An 18,079-nucleotide genomic window follows, 5' to 3' on the forward strand; every position below is an offset into this window, starting at 1 on the left:
CGGGTTAGGTGAGCGATCCGTTCTTCTGGCTCGCCAGGAAGGTGCCGGTCGGTGGGCTGGCTACAAAGTGCTTCTGCAATCCATCGAAAATCGCCTGGGCCACGCGCTTCTGGTGCAGCGGGTCACAGAGTTTGCGGCAGTCGGCCGGGTTGGAAATGAAGCCGGTTTCCACCAGGATGGACGGGATGTCCGGTGATTTGAGCACCGCGAAGCCGGCCTGCTCGACGCGTTTCTGATGCACGCCGGCCACTTTGCCAACATTGTCGAGGACCGTCTTGCCCAACCCCAGGCTGGTGCTGATGGTGGAGTTCAGCGACATGTCCAGCAGCACACCGGCCAGCACCGGATCCTTGTTCTTGAGCGACAGCAGCTCGCGGGCGCCCAGCAGGTCCGCGCTGTTCTCGCGCTCGGCCATCCAGCGCGCGGTGGTCGACGTAGCACCGTTCTCCGAGAGGGCGAACACCGAAGCGCCCGATGCGCTCCTACGCGGCGCGGCGTCGGCATGCACTGAAATGAACAGGTCGGCATTGTGCCGGCGAGCGACCTCCACGCGCTTGCGCAGCGGCACGAAAACGTCCTGGTTGCGCACCAACTGCGCCTTGAAGCCGCGCTGGCGGTTGAGCTTCTGGGCCAGCAGGCGGGCAATGGCCAGGGCCACCACCTTTTCCTGCTCGCCGTTGCCGCCCAGTGCACCGGGGTCCTTGCCGCCATGCCCGGCATCGATCACCACGATCACGTCCCGTTGCCCGGCAGTGTTGGCCGGCTGTGGTTCAGCGATCCGCTGTGGCGCGAGCGCGATGTCGTGAAGATCGACGACCAGACGATGACCCTCGCTACCGGTGGGGCCGAGCAGAAAGCTTTCCACCCTGACCGGCCGCTTGAGGTCGAGCACGACGCGCGTCCCACCGGCCTGAGGGCCGCTGCGAATGGCGCTGAGCATGCGGTTGCCGGCAGATAGTTCGTTCAGGTTGGTGGTCGTACCGGTATTCGCGAGATCGACGACCAGTCGCTCAGGCGCTTTCAGGGAGAAGATCTGGTAGTTCGCCGGGCCGCTCAGGTCGAACACCAGCCTCAGTTTCTCGCCATCGTCCCAGGCGCGCGCGTTGACGAGCTTCTGGGTCGCGGATACGGCCATGGCCCAGGGCAGGGTGATGCCTGCAAGGGCGAAGTGCAGGAGGTGACGTCTATGCATAACCATTCACTTGAAAATGAGCATGATGCAAAACGTTATACTATTGCATTTTCTGAGTGTATGTAAGGCTCCGAACGGCTGTCAGTGACAGTCATGGATTATGGCCATGCCAGACAGTGGGGCGCGCCGTTACGAGGCAGCAATCGAGTTACCGATAAAACGGATAGCCCGCACGTGTCTGCCGGCTATCCATGTTTCCACGCGAGCGAGCCTGGGTCACTTCATGTCGCGGGCCTGCACCCAGAGCACGGCATCCTGCGATAAAGCCTTGCCCTTGTAGGTTTTGGTGCTGCCGATATTGAGCGCGGCGATGCCCCACCAGCCAGCACGGGGCAGGCCGATGGTCACCACACCCTCGGCGTCCGAGTAGGTGCTCACGGTATTGAAGGCGGGCTGGGGCGAGGCGACTTCATTTTTCGGGTCGAAGGCATTCTGGTCGAGCTCGACGCCATGGTTGAGGTACTCGACCTCGATCTGCGCGAACGGCACTGGCTTGCCGTCGGCCAGCACCTGAGCGCGGAACACACCGCCGGTCCAGTTCGCATAGGGCTTGCTGAGCGGTTTGATGTCGACTGGCAAATCCTGGGCGTCCGACCACTGGCCGGGTACGCCACCGACGTTGACGATCAGCTTGGTGAACTGCTGGATGTACAGATCTTCTTCGGCTTCCAGGTAGGGTTCGGGTTCAAGGACGAAAATATGATCGCCCAGAGCGCGCATCATTTCCTTGGGGATAGTGGCGCGATAGGCCTCGGCACGATTTTCACGGCTTTGCCACTGGACCGGACGCAGGTAGCGAAGCAGGTCGGTCTTATCGCCGTTGTGGGAGCTGATATGGCTGAACGACAGCGGCTTGCCCATGGCCATGGTCGGGCCGCCGTCGAATGGGTGGGTGAATACCGCCGCCATCTCCAGCTCCTGGGCCTTCTGCATCGCGCTGTCGTTCACATACAGCAGTTGGAAGTGCGCGTGGGCGAAGCCGGCAGTGCAGCTCAATGCGGCACCAGCTAGCAACTGGAAGAGTTTGCTTGGGTGGGTCATGGCGGTATTACCTCGTGATGTCGGAAGACTGGATCGTTACGGCGTGCCCTTCGCCGCCAAGAAACACCACGGCGTAATCATCGGTCGGCGGCTTGAAGCCGTAGGTGCTGTCTGCGCCGACGCTGCCGTCGAGCAGCACCTTGCCGCTGGCGTCCTGCACGTGGACCTTGCGGCCTGCCGCCGAGCTGCCGTCGGTGAAGCCCGCTTCGCACTTCACCGAGTCGTCCTGCTCGATGTAGCAGTCGAATACCGGGCCATGGGCAAGTGCGGCCTGGCTGAGCACAAGCGTGCCCAGCACCGCGGTTCGAGCAACAGAACAGAAGCGTTTCATGGGTGTGGGTCTCCACGGTCAGGGTTGATGAGCAGCAGGCACGGCCTGGCTCGACGGGGCGAAGCCCGCCAGCAGGGCATCCAGATCGGCGCGCATGAGGTCGTCATAGGGTTTGCCCGGGTCGTCGAGAACGCCCGGATTGCCGGCATCGAGAATCAGCAGGCGCGCGCCGCCTGCTTCGATGGCTTGGGTGATGGCAGCATCGGGCGGCCATTTGTGCACCACCACCTTGATGTCGCGTTCGCGCAGGTAACGGGTCAGGGCCTCACGGTCGGCCTGGCTCCAGTCGATGTCCTGACGCACGAACCAGCCGTCGACGAAGATATCGAACTCGCCGAACAGGTAAATAAACTCGTCCGCCAACGACAGCACCCGCAGATCCGGGATCTGTGCCAGGCGCAGGCCGTAATCGGCTTTCAGCTGGCGTAAGCGGTTTTCCAGCGTACTTAGGTTGCGGGCGATTCGTGGAGCATCCTCGGGGGAAAGGCGCGCCAGATCGGCAGCGATGATCGCCGACATGCGCATGGCGTTGACCGGGCCGAGCCAGGCATGGGGCGACGGCTCGGCGCTGGGCTGGTCGTCAGCGGCGGCCCACGGTACGTCGTTGGCCGGCGCTTGGGTTATGGCAACACCAGGTTTGACCGGGTCCCAGGAGCGCGATGCGTCGATCTCGACGATACGCAGGTTGTGCCGGCGCGCTGCAGCATACAGCGGGTCGGCGCGCCATAGGCTGCTCAGGGTGATTACCGCATCGGCTTGTTGAAACACGCCAGGGTCCAGGCGCGACAAGGCATTGGCCTGGCTTTGCATGGGCACTGCGGCATCCGCCGGAATGCGCACGGCGGTGATGCGGGTGCCCTGGCAAAGGCTTGCGGTCAATGCATGCAATGCCGGCAGGGCAACCAGTACCCGCGGCTGCGTGGTGTCTGCGAGCACGCTTGTTGTAGCGCCCAGCAGCAACGTCAGAAACAACCAACGCAATGCTCGGGATAGACCAGAAAACATGCACGGGTTCATACGCTGGCTCCCCTGAAGCGGGCGCTACTGGCGCGAATGATGGTGGTCAGTGCGAACACCAGGGCGGCGACGATAACGATCGCGCCGCCGGTAGGCACCGGTATGTAGAACTGCATGGGCACCAGGATGCCGACCGCGCAGGAGAAGGTGGCGATCAGTGCGGCGAGGGTTACCAGCACGGGCAACGAGCGGCTGATGTTGCGCGCGGCCGCTGCCGGGATCAGCAGCAACGCCTCGACCAGCACGGCGCCGATGATCTTCAGGCAGGCCACCGTCACCAGGGTCACCAGCACCACGAACAGGTATTCGACAACGCGCACCGGCACGCCCCGCGCGTGGGCCAGGCTGGGATTGAGGCTGGCCAGCAGCATGGCGTTGTACAGCGGCAGGCCGATGAGCGCACAGACGGCAGTGACGGCCAACAGCACGTTCATGTCGGTGTGATCCACCGCCAGGATGGAGCCGAACAGCACGCTCTCCATCACATGGGTGTTGATCTTCGCCGACACGAACAGCAACAGTGAGGCACCGACCGCCAGGGAAATGGACAGAAACACCCCGATCAGGGTGTCGTTGGGCAGCGTGGTGCGGTGCTGGGTGTACTTGAGCGTGAGCGCGAACAGCATGCAGAAACCGAACATAGACAGGTACGGTGAGGTATAGGACTCGCCGACCAGCACGCCGATGGCCACGCCGGTCATCGCGGCATTGCCGACCGACTGGCTGAAGAAGGCCATGCGCTTGATCATCACCATCGAGCCCAGTACGCCGAGCAGTGGCCCGATCAGCAGGGCGCAGAGCAGGGCATTGATGACGAACTCGTATTCGAACGGCTGCGGCAGCACCTGGCTGGCGGCCAGCGCCTGCAGGTGGTCGCGAATCCAGCTGTACAGATCATTCATCGCCCGTGCTCCAGTTAGCTGGCAACTGCTCGCCCGTGCCATGGAACAGCACGCGCTGGTTGAGGACGGTCACCGACTGGGCGATACGCCTGACCTGCTCCAGGTCATGGTTGATCCACACGATGGTGACGCCGTTGCCGTGCAGCTCCTTCACCAGGCTCTCCACCAAGTGCAGCCCCGGCTTGTCGATCCCGGCGGTGGGCTCATCGAGAATCAGCAGGCGCGGCAACGGTGTGATTGCCTGGGCCAGCAGCACGCGCTGGCGTTGACCGCCCGACAAGCTGCCAAACGCCTTGTGGCCCATACCTGCCACGCCGGTGCGTTGCAGCGCTTCGGCATTGGCCGCCCTGGCGGCACGGCTGGAGCCCAGAAAGGCTGGGCGGCGCTGGCCGAGGAGGGCCATCACGTCGTAGACGGTCATCGGTACGTTACGATCGAAATCCGCCAACTGCGGCACGTAGCCCACCGACCGGGCGGGTTCGCCAGCGATACGGATGGCGCCGGTGTGCGGCATCTGCCCCAGCAGCGCACGCACCAGCGAGGTCTTGCCGCCGCCATTGGGCCCCACCAGGCAATGCAGCGCACCGGCCTCGATGTGGAAGCTCACGGCGTCCAGAACCTGGGTACCGCCTAGTTTCAGGGACACGTTATCGAACACCAGGGCGGGGCCGAGCATGCTCATTTCCTTGTTCATTGCTGGGTGTACTCGACGGCTTCGGCCAGGGTTTCGAGGTTCTCGCCCATGGCGATCTCGAACTCATCGGCGCTGTAGGTGCCCCCGGTGATGTGGGACAGGGCGAACACCTTCACGCCGGTGGCGGCCTCGATGGGCTTGGCCAGATCGAGGGAAAAGGTCTTCTCGGCGAACAGCACCCGCACATGGGCCTTCTTGATCGCTTCGATGGTATTGGCCAACTGCCGGGCGGTGGGCGCCACGCCGTGGCGCGGCTCGATCACCGCACTGACGAACAGGCCGAACTCCTGCATCAGGTAGTCGTAACCGGCGTGGGTGGTGGCGCAGCGAAATTTGGACAGGTCCAGTGCGGCGAAGCGGTTCATGAACCGCGCGCGCAGCGCGCGAATGCGCCCCGCGTAGGCCATGGCGTTGCGCCGATAAGTGGCGGCGTTGTCCGGGTCCAGCTCACCAAGGCGGCGGGCGATTTCGAAGACTTGCTGGACCGCCGCGGTGGTGGAGACGAAGGTATGCGGATTGACCACCTTGGCGCCGCCCTGATCACCGCCAATGGGAATCAGCGCGACCGAGGCGTTGGCCTGGATGATCGGCAGGTTGTCGCTGCGCCCGGCTGCCTTGACGATGGCCCCGGCCCACTCGTCATGGCCGATGCCGTTGACCACCAGGGCATCGAGGGTCATCGCGCGGGTGATGTCGGCAGGCTGTGGCTGATAGTTGTGCGGGTTGGCTTCCCCCGGAATCAGTGCCACCACCTCGGCCCGGTCGCCGACGATATTGGCGACGAAGCTGTAGTAGGGGTGCAGCGTCACGCCGATCTTGAGTTTTTTGGCCGCAGCCTGTGCATGGCCGGCCAGGGCGAGTGCAGGTATCAACACCAGCAGGGCGAGGCAGCTGCGCAGCCGTGGCTGAAGTCTTGCTGAAGCAATCATGGCTGGTTTCCTTTCACGCGTTCGATTTCACTGTTGCCGTCGTAGGCGATGACCTGCCTCCAGCCTTTGCTCACCAACGCTTCGGGCTTGACGATGCCGGGGTAGGGTGCATTCGGGTCGCGGTGAACCCAGATGGTCGCCTGGTTGGCCCACATCACCCCGGCGTGGGCATGGCCGATCACCAGCAGGTAGGCGCTCTGGCCCGGCAGCTGGCCGCCCGAGCCGTAGTACACGGCGGCGCCCTGGCCATGGGTGGCCTGGGAGACCTGGCTGGAGCTCTGCGCCGCGCTGGCGGTTTGGCCATCCGGTGTGCTGGCATGGGCCTGGTGGCTGCCGGGGAGGACCAACTGCCAGTGCACCTCACCGTTGCTCTTCCAGAACGCGTCGCGATAGAACGGCGGCAGAACGATCTTCTGGGCGTGTTCCAGGCTGATCCAGCCGCCGGTGTCGTTGTTGTTCCAGATGATTTCTTCACCCGCTGGCAGCAACGCGCTATGAATGGCCTGGTCGACCGCATTCAGTCCGTCGAACGAGCGCACCTGCCAGCTCAAGGCCGCAGGCGGGCCGACCTCACGGGGGCGCAGCAGCAGGTAGCCCGCCAGGCAGGCGATCACACCGAGGGTCAGCAGCACCATGGCCAGCGACTCCCAGCGCCCGGAGGCCGGGCTCACGACCTTGCCGGGTTTGCCAGTGCTCAGGTCGGCATCGAGGTCGTTCAGCGGCAGGCTGGCCATCAGACGAACGCGATCCAGCGGCCGAGAAAGATCACCCCGGTCCACAACGCCAGCGAACCGAGCCCGGCGATTCGCGCCTGGGCTGGCGGCGGCACGCTGCTATCCCATTCATGGATGCGGCGAAAGGCGCCGAGGTGGAAGATCGCCATGTTCAGCCCCGCCAGACCCAGCAGGCCCATCTTGCCCAGGAACATGGGGTTTTCCGCGTAGGTGGTGGCGTTGGCCATGAACATCAGCACGCCGGTCACCACGCACGTCGCGAAGGCCACCCAGGTGAAGGGCAGCAATTCCTTGATCAGCCGCAGCGCGCCTGGGCGGTGAGCGGCTATACCGAGCAGGCGCAGGTCGACCACGGCAATGGTGCCGAGCACCAGGGCGATACCGATGACATGCAGCGATTCCAGCGCCGGAAAGCCCGAGTCGGACTCGCGAATCAGCGTGGCGATGGCGGTGTCCTGCAGAGTTTGCAGCAGTGATTGGATATCCATGACGGCTACCTGAGAGCGTTGGAATGAATTAGATCGAGTAGGCGATCCAGCGGCCGCAGAAGATCACCACGCACCACAGGGCGATCGACAGCCAGGCCAGCACCTTGATGGCTGGGTGAATGGCATCGCTTTGCGACCCGTCGGCAGCAGGCTTGAGCAGCGGCCGGCGGATGCTCCAGGCGAGCGCGAAGGCGCCGATCACCAGGGCCATCTTCAGCCAGAAGGTGGAGTTGACCAGGACCCGGTCCGGCTCGCCGATGATCATGACCAGGCCGGTGACCAGCAGCACCAGCAGCGCGTTGCGCATCCACGGGTAGTAGCGGCCGATCACCTCGCGGGCCGGGCGATCGACGGCCAGCACCCCGGCCAGGCGCAGGTCGGACATCACCGCGGAGCCGAAAATCGCGGCGATGGCGATGATGTGTACGCTCTGCACGGTGGGCACCACCCAGAGCATGTCTCGTATGGTGGTGCTCAGCGTTGACGCGTAGAGCCAGGCAATGAATTCCGCTGACATCGGTTGTCTCCCTGAAGCGGCTTAGAAGTCTTGGGGTTTGGCGATCGGTTGCAGGCCCTTGGCATCCTCGGGCAGCAAATAGCCTTCCTGCACCGAGCGCGCCTTGGCGTCTTCGAAGGCCTTCTGGTATTGCGCGTAGCTGCCGTAGCGTTTGCGCAGCTCGCCGCGCGAATACGCCACTTTGGTGTCGTAGATCAGCCCGCAGGCGGTTTCCTGATCGGTGAGGTAGGTGGCGCTCGGTACCTGGATCCACGGCGGGCGAACGCCGCCCAGAAGGTTGCCGGTAGCGGCGTCGCGCACTGCGGCGTTGCCTTGGCGGGGCACGCGCGGAGCCTTGGGCATGGGCTTGCCGTCACGAACCCAGCGGTCCATGCCATCGAGCAGCGCCGAGACGACCAGCTCCGCCGGCTCGTCGTAGAGCATCTGGCAGCGCGGATCATTGCCCTTGCCAACGTCGGCGGCCAGGCGTTCGGTATGCTGGGTACCGAGGTCGGCCAGGCGCAGGTGCGGGATGCCGGTCACTTCGTAGTAGCGAAGCTTGGGTTCGTCGGTATCGGCGGGCAGGGCAATGCCTTCGAGCACGTCGTGCATCAACTCGGACTGGCTGTAGACGGTCACGAACGGCGCATCGCCTGGCATCCTGCGCGGCACGCGGATGACATCACCGCCCACTTCGCCATAGGCCATGCGGCCGGTCATGTAGGCATCGATCAGCGGTTTACCGTCCGGCATGCGCCACTGCTGGTGGCGACCCTGGTCGAGGTAATCCATCCACACCTGGGCCGTCACCGCCCAGCTGTTGACGTAGACGCGCTTGACGTCCAGCCCGGCCAGCGGGCCTTTTGGCGTGTCGCTCTTGAGCAGCAGCGCCAGTTGCGCGCCGATGCCCTGGGATTGCGGCACGAAGGGATCCGGCGCGTCGCCACGGGTGAAGCGCTTGGCATCGTAGTAGCTGGCGAGCGGCGCGTAGCGGGCATAGTCGAAGCGGCGCATGAAGTCGAAGTTGACGATCTTGCCGTACTGGGCGATGCCATCGGCTTCGACGGCCGGGTCACCGGCGATGAACTTGGGGTCGACCTCTGGCTTGTTGATGTTCAGCGTGTAGCCGACGTAGGCATAGCCATGGCGTAGCAGATAGTCGCGGGTGAGAATCCAGCCCGCAGCGCGTTCGCCGAACCAGCTGAACGGCTCGATGATCACCGTGCCGTTGAAGCGTGCCGGGTCGGCGGGTTTGCGCACCAGTATGCGGGTGGTATAGGGCGCTTCGAGCAGGGTTTGCCCGGCAGCGGTGATCGCTGGCGCAACCCCTTGCAGATAGAACTCCTGCTCGACGTAGCCGCTGCCTTTGAGATCGCTGTACTCGGTGCCCTGGTAGGTGGCCGAGGACAGCGGCGGCTTGCCCGAATCCGGCACCGCCATGGCCGTGGGCAGGCGCGGCACCTCGGCGAATGCTGCCGTGGCCAGGGCTAGCGTCAACAGCACGCCGTGCATGGCAGGTTGCAGGATGCTGATTGTTATTGGTAGTTGCATCCGAATCTCTCCTGATTAGGGGCGACAGTGGGTGTCACTCAGTCCGTTTTGAGGGTGGCTTTGCCTTCGCTGTCGATGACGATCTGGTTGTTCTCGCAGACGTACTCTTCGATGCGGTAGTCCGAGCGTTTGTATTCGAAGGTGAATTCATAAGGCCTGGTGAGCAGCTGCGGATCTTCGATCGTCACGCGGTTCTGCAGGTGGTCGGGCGCCGTCAGGCGGATGCGCTCGGTGACCTTCACGCCCTCGCTGTGGGGCACGTCGTAGAAGGTCACGTCGGTGCGAATGGCGCGGGTTTCCACTATCAGGGTGTCGCCTTGCCAGCGGCCGCGTGAATGCCCCTGATAGACCGGGTCGAGTTCGTCCAAAGGCGGCAGCGGTTCGTTGAGGATGATGCGGCGCACCTGCTGCAGGTACTCACCAAGCACGATCACGTTCTTGTCGTCATAGATGATCTGAATCGGAAACAGCGCCGCCATCAGCGTCGGCATGCCTTCGGGCAGGCACTTGGCACTGGTGGTCGCCAGTGGCGTGCCGGCCTCGTTGGCCTCTGCCTGCTTTTTCTTCAGCTCGGCGTACTGGCTGGCGTACGGCTCCTTGAGTGGCATGGGGCCGCCCGGCAGCACCGGATCGTCCGGGTCTTCGCCGAACCAGTCGTCCGGGGTGCGCTCCCAGGTGCCGCTGATATTCGGCTTGGTCGCGGCGATTTCGGTTGCGCCACTGGTGGCGACCAAGCTCATGCAAAGCGCGCCCAGCAGCAACGCTACCGGTGCCAGGTGTCGTGTCGGTTTCATGCAGGTGTCTCCAGCCGGTGGATTCAGTGCGGTCGTCGTGCAGCGCTACCGCGGTAATCAGCCGCCGCCGGTGAGCACCGTGTCGCCAATCTTGATCTCGACCAGCAAGCCGCCGGGCTCGCCGTTCTTCAGGGGCTTGAAGGTCACCTCAGCCTCATCGCCGGCCTTGATCACATTGGCTTTCCAACCCGTGCGCTTGAGCGCGTTGACGCTGCCGGTCTCGATCTTGAATTGCTGCTCAGGTGGGCCGGGGGCGTCGACGTAGATGGCGACGTGGGGGTTGGTCCAGGCGAAACGCGAAACCACGCCCTTGATGGTCACCGTCTTGGTCTGATCGAAAATGGCGAAGGAATGGTGGGCGCTCACTACGCCGGGGAGGGCACAGGTGACGAGGGCTGCGAGCAGCCAGCGGCGCTGACGCAAAAGCGGGGGAAACGAGACAAGGGTCATGACAGGTACCTCGGTTCTTATTTGTTCTTATGGCGCCGAGCATAGGGCCGGGTACCTGCTGGGCCTTATCCCAAAATGGCAACGAATGACGGTTGGATGCTGTTTTCTGGCGCAGCCAGCCAGCTAATCAACCAATACGTGTGAGTGCAGCATCGTTCGTTGCTGATATGGGATACCGCTGTCGTGGTTACGGGGAAAACACTCGCGGCTCGCCTCATCAATAACAACAACAGGAGAGACGTCATGCGTACCCACAGTTACGCCCCACTAGTGTCATTGCTCGCACTCTGTACGGTCGGCTCACCGGCGCGGGCCTATGAGCTGTACAACGAAAACGGCGGCGCCACCGTGCTCAACGCTGAGATCTGGGCAGGGTTCGGCTGGTACACGGCCAACAAGAACTACCTGGGAGACCCAGAGCGCGAGCCAGGTCGAATGCGCTGGCAGGAAGGCTTCATCAAATACGGGCTGACGGGCGCCACCGATAAAATCGACGCCGGCTCGGTCTACGGCGGCCTCAGCATGATCAGTTCGGGGTCGTTCGGTGATGGCGACCCAGGCGGTCTGACTACCGGCGAGGAACGCAGAACCTCTCTGGAAGATGCTTACCTGGGGTGGAAGTCCGCCGATCTGTTTCCGGCACTGGGCACCGATGGCGTGGACTTTTCCATCGGCCGGCAGATCGTCACGCTGGACGGCTTTCTGATCACCGATGACGGTTTCTCGCCCGGCCGTGCTTTCAACCCCATAGAGGGAGTGTCCGATGGCCGCTTCGATCGCGGCGGTGCCTTCTATCTCGGCCCGCGCCTGGCATTCGACAACTCGGCGGTATTGAAGCTTGGCGGCACCGAAGGCCTGCACGGCAGCATGATGTGGCTGAAGATCGACAGCCCCGGGCAGTCCAAGACCGAGGTCGCTGCGGCAACCGTCGACTACACCACGGCGTTCGGCTCGATCGGTTCGACCTACATCCATGGTCTGCACGTCGATGAGCATTACGCCTTCGGTGATCGTATGGAGCGCGAGGGCATGGATATCTACAGCATCCGTGGCCAGGGCAACGCCGGCATCGAAGATGCCGATTTCGCCTTCGAGGTGGCCCGCCAGGAAAAACGCTCGGGCTCGCAACGGGCGATGTTCTTCGATGCTGGCTACACCTTCAGCGAGGTGCGCTGGAAGCCGGCGGTCAGTTACCGCTTCTCGCGCTATTCGGAAGGCTGGGATTTCCTGTTCCAGGGCGGCTACCGCAAGCGCCTGCAGGGCGAAGTCGGCGTCAACTATGCGGGCTCGGTCACCTCGAACATGCGTATCAACGATGTGCAGTTTTCCGTGCAGCCAACCGACAAGCTGACCCTCAACGCCATGTACTTCAACTTCCACCAGTTGTCGCGGCGTGACGAGCAGGATTACAGCGCCCAGGAGATCGACCTGTTCGTGGACTGGATGGTGACCGACAACATCACCCTGTCGCCCCTGGTGGGTTTCTACAAACCGGACAAGTGGCGTGAGAACGGTGGGTTGCAGAGCGGGCCGGGCACCAACACCTACATGCAGTTCATCGTGTGGATGGAGTTCTGATTCAACGCTATGGGTAAGAACCTGTTCATCATCTTTAAGCCCAGGTTCGTCGACTTTGGCGGCTAAGTGGGGCTGACATCGGCGGGGTATTTGTGGGAGCGGGCGGGGGCGCCTAGTTCATGCCCGCGATTGTTCGCGCGCATGGCGCGCTCCCACTGTGGATCGGCGAACGGCTGCTTCTGCCTTGTAGTTGCCTCTTCATGCGCATACAAGACTTTGAACAGGTTCTAAGGGTTTTCAGCCCACAAAAACAAGCGCCACCCCAAGGGTGGCGCTTGTTTTTTTAGCAGGCTTATCATTGTTTACAGCATGCGCTTGAGTACATCGTTGCGCTTGTCCTTGTCGAAGAAGCGGTGCTTCAGCGAACCGATGACGTGCAGCACGATCAAGGCGAGCAGGGTGTAGGCCAGCGTTTTGTGCAGCCACTGGAAGACCACGAACCAGTCGTCGTTTTTGGCCAGCAACTCCGGCAGGTTGACGCCGAAGAAGTACACGCCGTCGCTCATGGTGTAGGTGCTGGACATCGAGTAACCCATCAGCGGCACCAGCACCAGCAGCACGTACATGGAACGTTGTACCAGTTGCGCGAGAACACGCTCGTGGCCTGCCAGGGTCAGAGGTGGCTTGGGCAGCACGGGCGTTTTCAGGCGAATGACGATCTGGATCACCACCACCAGAAATGCCAGCACGCCGAATGATTTGTGCCAGGGGTAATAGAGCACGAACTTGCTCTCTATATCGTCGCTCATCCCGGTCATATGCCAGCCTGCCCACAACAGGCCGAGGATCAGCACCGCACGTACCCAGTGCAGCACCAGCAGGGATCTTGGATAGCGGTCGACTGGTTCTTTTCTTGTCGTATTCATCGCAGTCTCTTTTTATCGATCATCAGGGCCTTAGGAATCGCAATGGCCTGCAACCACCAGGAGGTGCAGGCCATTGCTGGAACGCACTCAGCTGGGCAGCAGGACGGTGACCACTTTTTCCTCGGTGTAGGCGACCGCGCCGCCAAAGCCACCTTCACGGCCGATACCGCTGGTCTTCACGCCGCCCCAGGGCAGGTTGGCGTCCAGAGGGCTCCAGCAGTTGACGCCCACCGCACCAGTTTTCAGGGCTGCGGCCACGCGATGCGCACGGGCCAGGTTGGTCGTCCATACGGTGGCGGCCAGGCCGTAGCTGGAGTCGTTGGCCAGGGCGATGGCTTCTTCCTCGGTATCGAAGGTGATCACCGTGCCGACCGGGCCGAAGATCTCGTCGCGGGCGATGGCCATGTCATTGCGGGCATTGGCGAAAATGGTAGGGCGCACGAAGAAGCCCTGGTCGGGATTCGACACGCCGCCGGCGAGCAGCGTCGCGCCCTGATCGATACCCAGCTGGATGTAGCGGTTGACGCGGTCGAACTGCGCCTTCTTGGCCACCGGGCCCATTTGGGTGTCGGGCTGGCGCGGGTCGCCAACCTTCACGGAGCTGGCCGCCTGGGCCAATGCCGCAGCGAAACGTTCGGCGACGCCGCGTTGCACCAGAATGCGCGAGCCGGCAGCACAAACCTGGCCCTGGTTGGCGAACAGGCCGAGCGAGCAGCCGAACAGGGCATCCTCGAAGGAGGCATCGTCAAAAACGATCTGCGGGCTCTTGCCGCCGAGCTCCAGGGCCACGCGCTTGAACAGAACGCCGGCGGTGCGCTGAATCTCGCGGCCTGCTTCCGGGCTGCCGGTGAAGCTGATCTTGGCGATGTCCGGGTGCTCGCAGAGGGCGCGGCCCACTTCGGCGCCAAAACCGGTGACGATATTGATCACGCCATCGGGAAAGCCAGCTTCCTTGGCCAATGCGGCCAGGTGCAACGCCGACTGCGGAGTTTCTTCCGACGGTTTGACCACCACGGTGCAGCCAGCGGCCAGCAGGGCGGCGAGCTTCCACACGGTGATCATCAACGGCGAGTTCCACGGCACGATGGCGCCGACCACGCCGATTGGCTCACGCACGGTGTACGAAAGGGTTTTGGTGCCGAAGTAGCCGCCGCTGGGAATGGTGCGGCCTTCGAGCTGGTTGACCCAGCCGGCAGCGGCGCGCAGGTTGGCGATCGCGTTGGGCAGGTCCATGCGCCGCGGCTCCGTCGGCGAGCGGCCGATGGCATTGGCGTCGAAGTCGGCCAGCAATTCGCTGTCGCGCTCCACCAGATCGGCCAATTTGTTGAGCAGGCGGCTGCGCTCGGAGCCGGAGAGTTGGCTCCAGGCGCCACCCTCGAGTTGCTCATGGGCGGCTTTCACGGCGCGGTTGACGTCCTCGACGGTGCCGCGGGCGGAGCTGCCGTAGACCTTCTCGGTCACCGGATCGATGAGGTCGAAACGGCGACCGTCGGATGAGTCCGCGGCAGCGCCGGCGATGAAGTGTTGCAGATGCTGAGTCATGTGCGTATCCACGAAAAATGAGAGTGGGTTAAGCCTTGAGCGACGCCAGGGCGTCGCCAAAGATGTCCAGTGCCTTGAAGAACAGCGCGCGGGAGATGGTCAGCGACGGCATCACGCGCATCACGTTGCTGTAGCGGCCACAGGGGATCATCAGCACGCCGTGGTTGATCAGGTAGCCCATCAGCTGGCCGATCTTGTCGCGCGACAGCGGCTCCTTGGTGACCGGGTCTTCGACCAGCTCGATACCGATCATCAGGCCGCGGCCGCGCACTTCGCCCACGAACGGGCTGTTGAAGCCGCGGATGCGTTCCTGTGCTTCCAGGCCCACGGCATGAGCGCGATTGAGCAGGTCCAGCTCCGGGTCCTGAAGGATGGCGATGTTGGTCAGCGCCACCACCGCGGACAGTGAGTTGGCCGCGAAGGTGTTGGGCATCGAACCGTCGGGAATCTTGGCGGCCAGATCCGAGCGCATGATCAGGCCGGCCATCGGCAGGTCGCTGCCGATGCCCTTGCCAAAGGTCAGCATGTCCGGCTTGACGCCAGAGTGCTCGACGGCCCACATCTTGCCGGTGCGCCCGGCGCCGGCCTGTACCTCATCGACGATCAGGAGTGCGCCGCTGCGGTCGCAGGCCTCTCGCAGCAGTTGCAGGAACTCGGGCGAGGGCGGCACGTAGCCGCCTTCACCTTGCACCGGTTCGACGATCACCGCGGCCACGTCGTCGGCGGCGGTGTAGGGCGTGTTGAGCAGATAGTCCACGTACTCGCCGGCGATCTGCTCGGCGCTTTTGTGGGTGGTGTCGAACGGGAACCGGTAGGCGTACGGGTAGGGCGCGTGAATCACACCGCCCATCTGCGCCCCATAGCCCTTGCGGTAGGCGTTGCCGGTGGTCAGCGCGCCCGAGGCGTTCCATACGCCGTGGTAGCCGCCGTGAAAGGCGATGATCTGGTGGCGGCCGGTGACCCGTTTGGCGAACTTGATCGCGGCTTCCAGCGCATCACTGCCGCTTTGTGTGAAAAAGGTGACGCAGTCGCCACGCAGGCCATCCGGCGCGATCTCCGACAGCTTGGCAGCCAGTTCGGTGCGGCGGGTGCTGTTGATTTCCAGCGCGTGCATCAGCACTTCGGATTGTTCACGGATGGCCTTTACCACCTTGGGGTGGCAGCGGCCGACGCTGCTAACGCCCACGCCGGCGGACAGGTCGATGTAGGTGTTGCCGTCCGGGTCCTTGAAGGTCGCACCAAAGGCGCGATCCATGGCGATCGGCATGCGACCACCGCCGCGCGCCATCGATTCGGTGCGCGCAGACAGAGCCAAGGCCTCGCTGGCTTTCGGGCCGGGCAGGACGCTGGAAATGATTTGCGGGGCATCGGCAAAGTGCAGGGATTCGAGTTTGGCTTCGCTCATGACGGCCTCTACGGGATGTCGGTTCAGGTGAGCCGATCATCTCCGTTGCGCGTACGAAGCCGGTATCCCAAATCGGCACTTGGCGCGTGCACCACAGGTGCACGGGGCGTTCACGAGCGAAGCTCGGTGTGCGACTATCCGCGGTTAGGGCCACCTTAGAACAACACGCGCGGCGAGGGCGCTGCAGGCCATGAACACCCACCACACCAGCCATTTTCGTGACATCCACGTCCATGCCGCCACGGTGCAGCAGTGGAGCCAGGACTACAGCCAGCTGAGCGCTGGAGCCTCGGAAAGCTCGCTCACCCAACTGACCACCGAGCGTTGCCACCTGTTTCTGGAACAGATCAATCAGCGTGTGGTGCAGAACGGCGTGGCGCCGCGAGGTCGCATGTGTTTCGCGTTGCCGATCAATGTGCCCGGATCGGTGCGCATGCAGGGCCGCGATGTGGACGACAGCAGTCTGTTCTTTCTCAACGGTGGGGAGGAATTCATGTTCCACATGCCAACCGGCATGCAATTGCTGTCCGTCACCTTCGAACGCGAAATGTTCGAGCAGGCCCTGGCGCAGACGGCCGCGGAGAAGGAAATCGCTGAGCTGCTGCGCCAACCGGTGATCCGGTTGCCTCACAGGCGCTTCGCCGATGCGCGCCGCCGCCTGCTGGCGATGTTCGCTCAGGCGCTGAGCCGCGCGGCGCCCGTCGGCGTATGCGACCAGCCCGGCGAATTGGCCCTGGAGCAGGCCATGCTCGACGAACTGCTGCAACTGATGATTGACCCGGCCTGCGACAAGCAACAACGCTCGCCAAGTTCGACACGCAGCTTCATCGTCGAGAAATGCCATCGGCTGGTCGCGGCGCAAATGACCTGCGCGCCGAGCGTGACCGATCTGTGCGAGCGCCTTCAAGTCAGCCGGCGCACCTTGCAGAACAGCTTCCACGCGGTCGCCGAGACCACGCCGCTTAATTATCTGCGCTCGGTACGCCTCAACGGTGTGCGGCGAACCCTGATGGCCACCCCGGCGGCGCGCCTGTCGATTGGCGACGCGGCGGCGCAATGGGGGTTCTATCACCTCAGCCATTTCGCTGCCGAGTACCACGCGCTGTTCGCCGAGTTGCCGTCGCATACCACACGCGCTGCCATTGCCGATTACGCCCGGGCTTGAACAGGCGCCGCCATCCATCACTCTGCAGCATCGATTGTTCTTGGAATCGGTCATAGCCTGGACATGACCGTTCCGGACCTTGACGATGAAGCGCTTGCGAATCGCCACGTACAACATCAATGGCATCAACGCCCGGCTGCCCAATTTGCTGGACTGGCTGGAGCGCGAGCAGCCGGACATCGTGTGCCTGCAGGAACTGAAGACGCCCGACAAGTCGTTCCCGGCCAGGGATATCGAAGCGGCCGGGTACGGCGTGGTGTATCAGGGGCAGACATCGTGGAACGGCGTAGCGATTCTCGGCCGTGATACTCAGCCACTGGAGATTCGTCGCGGCCTGCCAGGCGCCGAGTGGGATACCCAGGCGCGCTACATCGAGGCTGCGGTACTGGGCGTGGTGGTGGCCTGCCTGTATTTGCCCAACGGCAACCCGCAGCCCGGGCCGAAGTTCGATTACAAGCTCAAATGGTTCGAACATCTGATCGCCCATGCCCAGGCGTTACAGGCCAGCGAGCATCCGGTGGTGCTGGCCGGCGACTTCAACGTGGTACCGACCGATTTCGACATCTACAACACCCGCTCGTGGCTCAAGGACGCTCTTTTACAACCCGAAAGTCGCGCCTGTTTTCAGCGCTTGCTGGATCAGGGCTGGGTGGATGCGCTACGCACGCTGCACCCTGATAAGCAGCTCTTCACCTTCTGGGATTACTTCCGTCGCCACTGGCAGAGCAACTCCGGGTTGCGTATCGACCACCTGTTACTCAATCCGGCGCTGGCCCCCTATCTACAATCGGCCGGCGTGGACACCTGGGTGCGGGGCGAGGCGCACCCTAGCGACCATGCGCCGACCTGGATCCAGCTGGGCAGCCGCAAAAAGCGCGACAGGTAAACGCGAAGCTCATATCAG

At 63.3% G+C, this 18,079-nt stretch carries 19 protein-coding genes; 3 read left to right on the plus strand and 16 right to left on the minus strand.

Translation table 11 applies throughout. From position 1 onward, the window contains the following. Positions 1–4: 4 nt before the first annotated feature. From BVH06_RS07790 to BVH06_RS07850, 13 genes are all read right to left on the minus strand, one after another. The gene (locus BVH06_RS07790) at positions 5–1,192 is read right to left on the minus strand and encodes an N-acetylmuramoyl-L-alanine amidase (protein WP_075930224.1); all 1,188 of its coding nucleotides are present in this window, start codon (positions 1,190–1,192) and stop codon (positions 5–7) included. Positions 1,193–1,408: 216 nt separating this feature from the next. Next, entirely contained in the window at positions 1,409–2,233 is an 825-nt protein-coding gene (locus BVH06_RS07795) for a DUF4198 domain-containing protein (RefSeq protein ID WP_075930225.1), read from the minus strand. Between the two features lie 7 nt (positions 2,234–2,240). After that, the gene (locus tag BVH06_RS07800; protein WP_075930226.1) at positions 2,241–2,564 is read right to left on the minus strand and encodes a hypothetical protein; all 324 of its coding nucleotides are present in this window, start codon (positions 2,562–2,564) and stop codon (positions 2,241–2,243) included. Positions 2,565–2,582: 18 nt separating this feature from the next. Beyond that, entirely contained in the window at positions 2,583–3,569 is a 987-nt protein-coding gene (locus BVH06_RS07805; RefSeq protein WP_075933695.1) for a metal ABC transporter solute-binding protein, Zn/Mn family, read from the minus strand. Between the two features lie 8 nt (positions 3,570–3,577). Continuing rightward, complete coding sequence (locus BVH06_RS07810) at positions 3,578–4,483, minus strand: metal ABC transporter permease (RefSeq protein WP_075933696.1); 906 nt, start codon at positions 4,481–4,483, stop codon at positions 3,578–3,580. After that, entirely contained in the window at positions 4,476–5,159 is a 684-nt protein-coding gene (locus tag BVH06_RS07815) for a metal ABC transporter ATP-binding protein (RefSeq protein ID WP_256562749.1), read from the minus strand. Before BVH06_RS07815 ends, BVH06_RS07810 begins: the two co-directional genes overlap by 8 nt. Positions 5,160–5,173: 14 nt before the next feature. Next, positions 5,174–6,106: a metal ABC transporter solute-binding protein, Zn/Mn family gene (locus BVH06_RS07820; protein ID WP_075930230.1), complete on the minus strand. Its 933-nt coding sequence runs from the start codon at positions 6,104–6,106 to the stop codon at positions 5,174–5,176. Beyond that, on the minus strand, positions 6,103–6,840 hold the full coding sequence (locus BVH06_RS07825; RefSeq protein WP_075933697.1) for a DUF6162 family protein: 738 nt from the start codon (positions 6,838–6,840) through the stop codon (positions 6,103–6,105). Before BVH06_RS07825 ends, BVH06_RS07820 begins: the two co-directional genes overlap by 4 nt. Then, entirely contained in the window at positions 6,840–7,328 is a 489-nt protein-coding gene (locus BVH06_RS07830) for a DUF6644 family protein (RefSeq protein WP_075930232.1), read from the minus strand. Before BVH06_RS07830 ends, BVH06_RS07825 begins: the two co-directional genes overlap by 1 nt. A gap of 28 nt (positions 7,329–7,356) precedes the next feature. After that, positions 7,357–7,845, minus strand: a complete 489-nt coding sequence (locus BVH06_RS07835; RefSeq protein ID WP_075933698.1) for a DUF6644 family protein — start codon at positions 7,843–7,845, stop codon at positions 7,357–7,359. 21 nt (positions 7,846–7,866) lie between these two features. Continuing rightward, positions 7,867–9,375, minus strand: a complete 1,509-nt coding sequence (locus tag BVH06_RS07840) for an alpha/beta hydrolase domain-containing protein (RefSeq protein WP_075933699.1) — start codon at positions 9,373–9,375, stop codon at positions 7,867–7,869. Positions 9,376–9,413: 38 nt separating this feature from the next. Continuing rightward, positions 9,414–10,169 carry a hypothetical protein gene (locus tag BVH06_RS07845; protein WP_075930235.1) on the minus strand — a complete coding sequence of 252 codons (756 nt, stop codon included), beginning with the start codon at positions 10,167–10,169 and terminating at the stop codon, positions 9,414–9,416. Positions 10,170–10,226: 57 nt separating this feature from the next. Continuing rightward, the gene (locus BVH06_RS07850) at positions 10,227–10,619 is read right to left on the minus strand and encodes a DUF6152 family protein (RefSeq protein WP_075933700.1); all 393 of its coding nucleotides are present in this window, start codon (positions 10,617–10,619) and stop codon (positions 10,227–10,229) included. 243 nt (positions 10,620–10,862) lie between these two features. Here BVH06_RS07850 and BVH06_RS07855 point away from each other — a divergent pair, with 243 nt between their 5' ends. Beyond that, a complete protein-coding gene (locus BVH06_RS07855) occupies positions 10,863–12,197 on the plus strand; it encodes a hypothetical protein (protein WP_075933701.1) in 1,335 nt (444 codons plus the stop codon). A gap of 302 nt (positions 12,198–12,499) precedes the next feature. Here BVH06_RS07855 and BVH06_RS07860 read toward each other — a convergent pair whose 3' ends face one another. The 3 genes from BVH06_RS07860 to BVH06_RS07870 all read right to left on the minus strand — a co-directional run bounded on the left by BVH06_RS07860 (position 12,500) and on the right by BVH06_RS07870 (position 16,010). Continuing rightward, positions 12,500–13,063, minus strand: coding sequence for a cytochrome b (locus BVH06_RS07860; RefSeq protein WP_075930238.1), 564 nt, complete (start codon positions 13,061–13,063; stop codon positions 12,500–12,502). Between the two features lie 87 nt (positions 13,064–13,150). After that, positions 13,151–14,605, minus strand: a complete 1,455-nt coding sequence (locus tag BVH06_RS07865; RefSeq protein ID WP_075933702.1) for an aldehyde dehydrogenase family protein — start codon at positions 14,603–14,605, stop codon at positions 13,151–13,153. 28 nt (positions 14,606–14,633) lie between these two features. Further along, positions 14,634–16,010: an aspartate aminotransferase family protein gene (locus BVH06_RS07870; protein ID WP_075930240.1), complete on the minus strand. Its 1,377-nt coding sequence runs from the start codon at positions 16,008–16,010 to the stop codon at positions 14,634–14,636. A 190-nt stretch (positions 16,011–16,200) separates the two neighbouring features. Between BVH06_RS07870 and BVH06_RS07875 the strand changes: the two genes are divergently transcribed. Continuing rightward, positions 16,201–17,175: a helix-turn-helix domain-containing protein gene (locus BVH06_RS07875; RefSeq protein ID WP_075933703.1), complete on the plus strand. Its 975-nt coding sequence runs from the start codon at positions 16,201–16,203 to the stop codon at positions 17,173–17,175. A gap of 85 nt (positions 17,176–17,260) precedes the next feature. Continuing rightward, positions 17,261–18,061, plus strand: coding sequence for an exodeoxyribonuclease III (gene xth, locus BVH06_RS07880; protein ID WP_075933704.1), 801 nt, complete (start codon positions 17,261–17,263; stop codon positions 18,059–18,061). The last annotated feature ends 18 nt before the right edge of the window (positions 18,062–18,079 follow it).

This window comes from Pseudomonas sp. PA27(2017) (assembly GCF_001945445.1).
In the GTDB taxonomy this organism is placed as follows: domain Bacteria; phylum Pseudomonadota; class Gammaproteobacteria; order Pseudomonadales; family Pseudomonadaceae; genus Aquipseudomonas.

Coding starts and splice junctions, on each gene's coding strand:
- BVH06_RS07870 (WP_075930240.1), bottom strand. CDS start 16,010: ATGAGCGAAGCCAAACTCGAATCCCTGCACTTTGCCGATGCCCCGCAA.
- BVH06_RS07790 (WP_075930224.1), bottom strand. CDS start 1,192: ATGCATAGACGTCACCTCCTGCACTTCGCCCTTGCAGGCATCACCCTG.
- BVH06_RS07860 (WP_075930238.1), bottom strand. CDS start 13,063: ATGAATACGACAAGAAAAGAACCAGTCGACCGCTATCCAAGATCCCTG.
- BVH06_RS07805 (WP_075933695.1), bottom strand. CDS start 3,569: ATGTTTTCTGGTCTATCCCGAGCATTGCGTTGGTTGTTTCTGACGTTG.
- BVH06_RS07825 (WP_075933697.1), bottom strand. CDS start 6,840: ATGGCCAGCCTGCCGCTGAACGACCTCGATGCCGACCTGAGCACTGGC.
- BVH06_RS07845 (WP_075930235.1), bottom strand. CDS start 10,169: ATGAAACCGACACGACACCTGGCACCGGTAGCGTTGCTGCTGGGCGCG.
- BVH06_RS07835 (WP_075933698.1), bottom strand. CDS start 7,845: ATGTCAGCGGAATTCATTGCCTGGCTCTACGCGTCAACGCTGAGCACC.
- BVH06_RS07810 (WP_075933696.1), bottom strand. CDS start 4,483: ATGAATGATCTGTACAGCTGGATTCGCGACCACCTGCAGGCGCTGGCC.
- BVH06_RS07800 (WP_075930226.1), bottom strand. CDS start 2,564: ATGAAACGCTTCTGTTCTGTTGCTCGAACCGCGGTGCTGGGCACGCTT.
- BVH06_RS07855 (WP_075933701.1), top strand. CDS start 10,863: ATGCGTACCCACAGTTACGCCCCACTAGTGTCATTGCTCGCACTCTGT.
- BVH06_RS07820 (WP_075930230.1), bottom strand. CDS start 6,106: ATGATTGCTTCAGCAAGACTTCAGCCACGGCTGCGCAGCTGCCTCGCC.
- BVH06_RS07795 (WP_075930225.1), bottom strand. CDS start 2,233: ATGACCCACCCAAGCAAACTCTTCCAGTTGCTAGCTGGTGCCGCATTG.
- BVH06_RS07815 (WP_256562749.1), bottom strand. CDS start 5,159: ATGCTCGGCCCCGCCCTGGTGTTCGATAACGTGTCCCTGAAACTAGGC.
- BVH06_RS07850 (WP_075933700.1), bottom strand. CDS start 10,619: ATGACCCTTGTCTCGTTTCCCCCGCTTTTGCGTCAGCGCCGCTGGCTG.
- xth (WP_075933704.1), top strand. CDS start 17,261: ATGAAGCGCTTGCGAATCGCCACGTACAACATCAATGGCATCAACGCC.
- BVH06_RS07830 (WP_075930232.1), bottom strand. CDS start 7,328: ATGGATATCCAATCACTGCTGCAAACTCTGCAGGACACCGCCATCGCC.
- BVH06_RS07840 (WP_075933699.1), bottom strand. CDS start 9,375: ATGCAACTACCAATAACAATCAGCATCCTGCAACCTGCCATGCACGGC.
- BVH06_RS07875 (WP_075933703.1), top strand. CDS start 16,201: ATGAACACCCACCACACCAGCCATTTTCGTGACATCCACGTCCATGCC.
- BVH06_RS07865 (WP_075933702.1), bottom strand. CDS start 14,605: ATGACTCAGCATCTGCAACACTTCATCGCCGGCGCTGCCGCGGACTCA.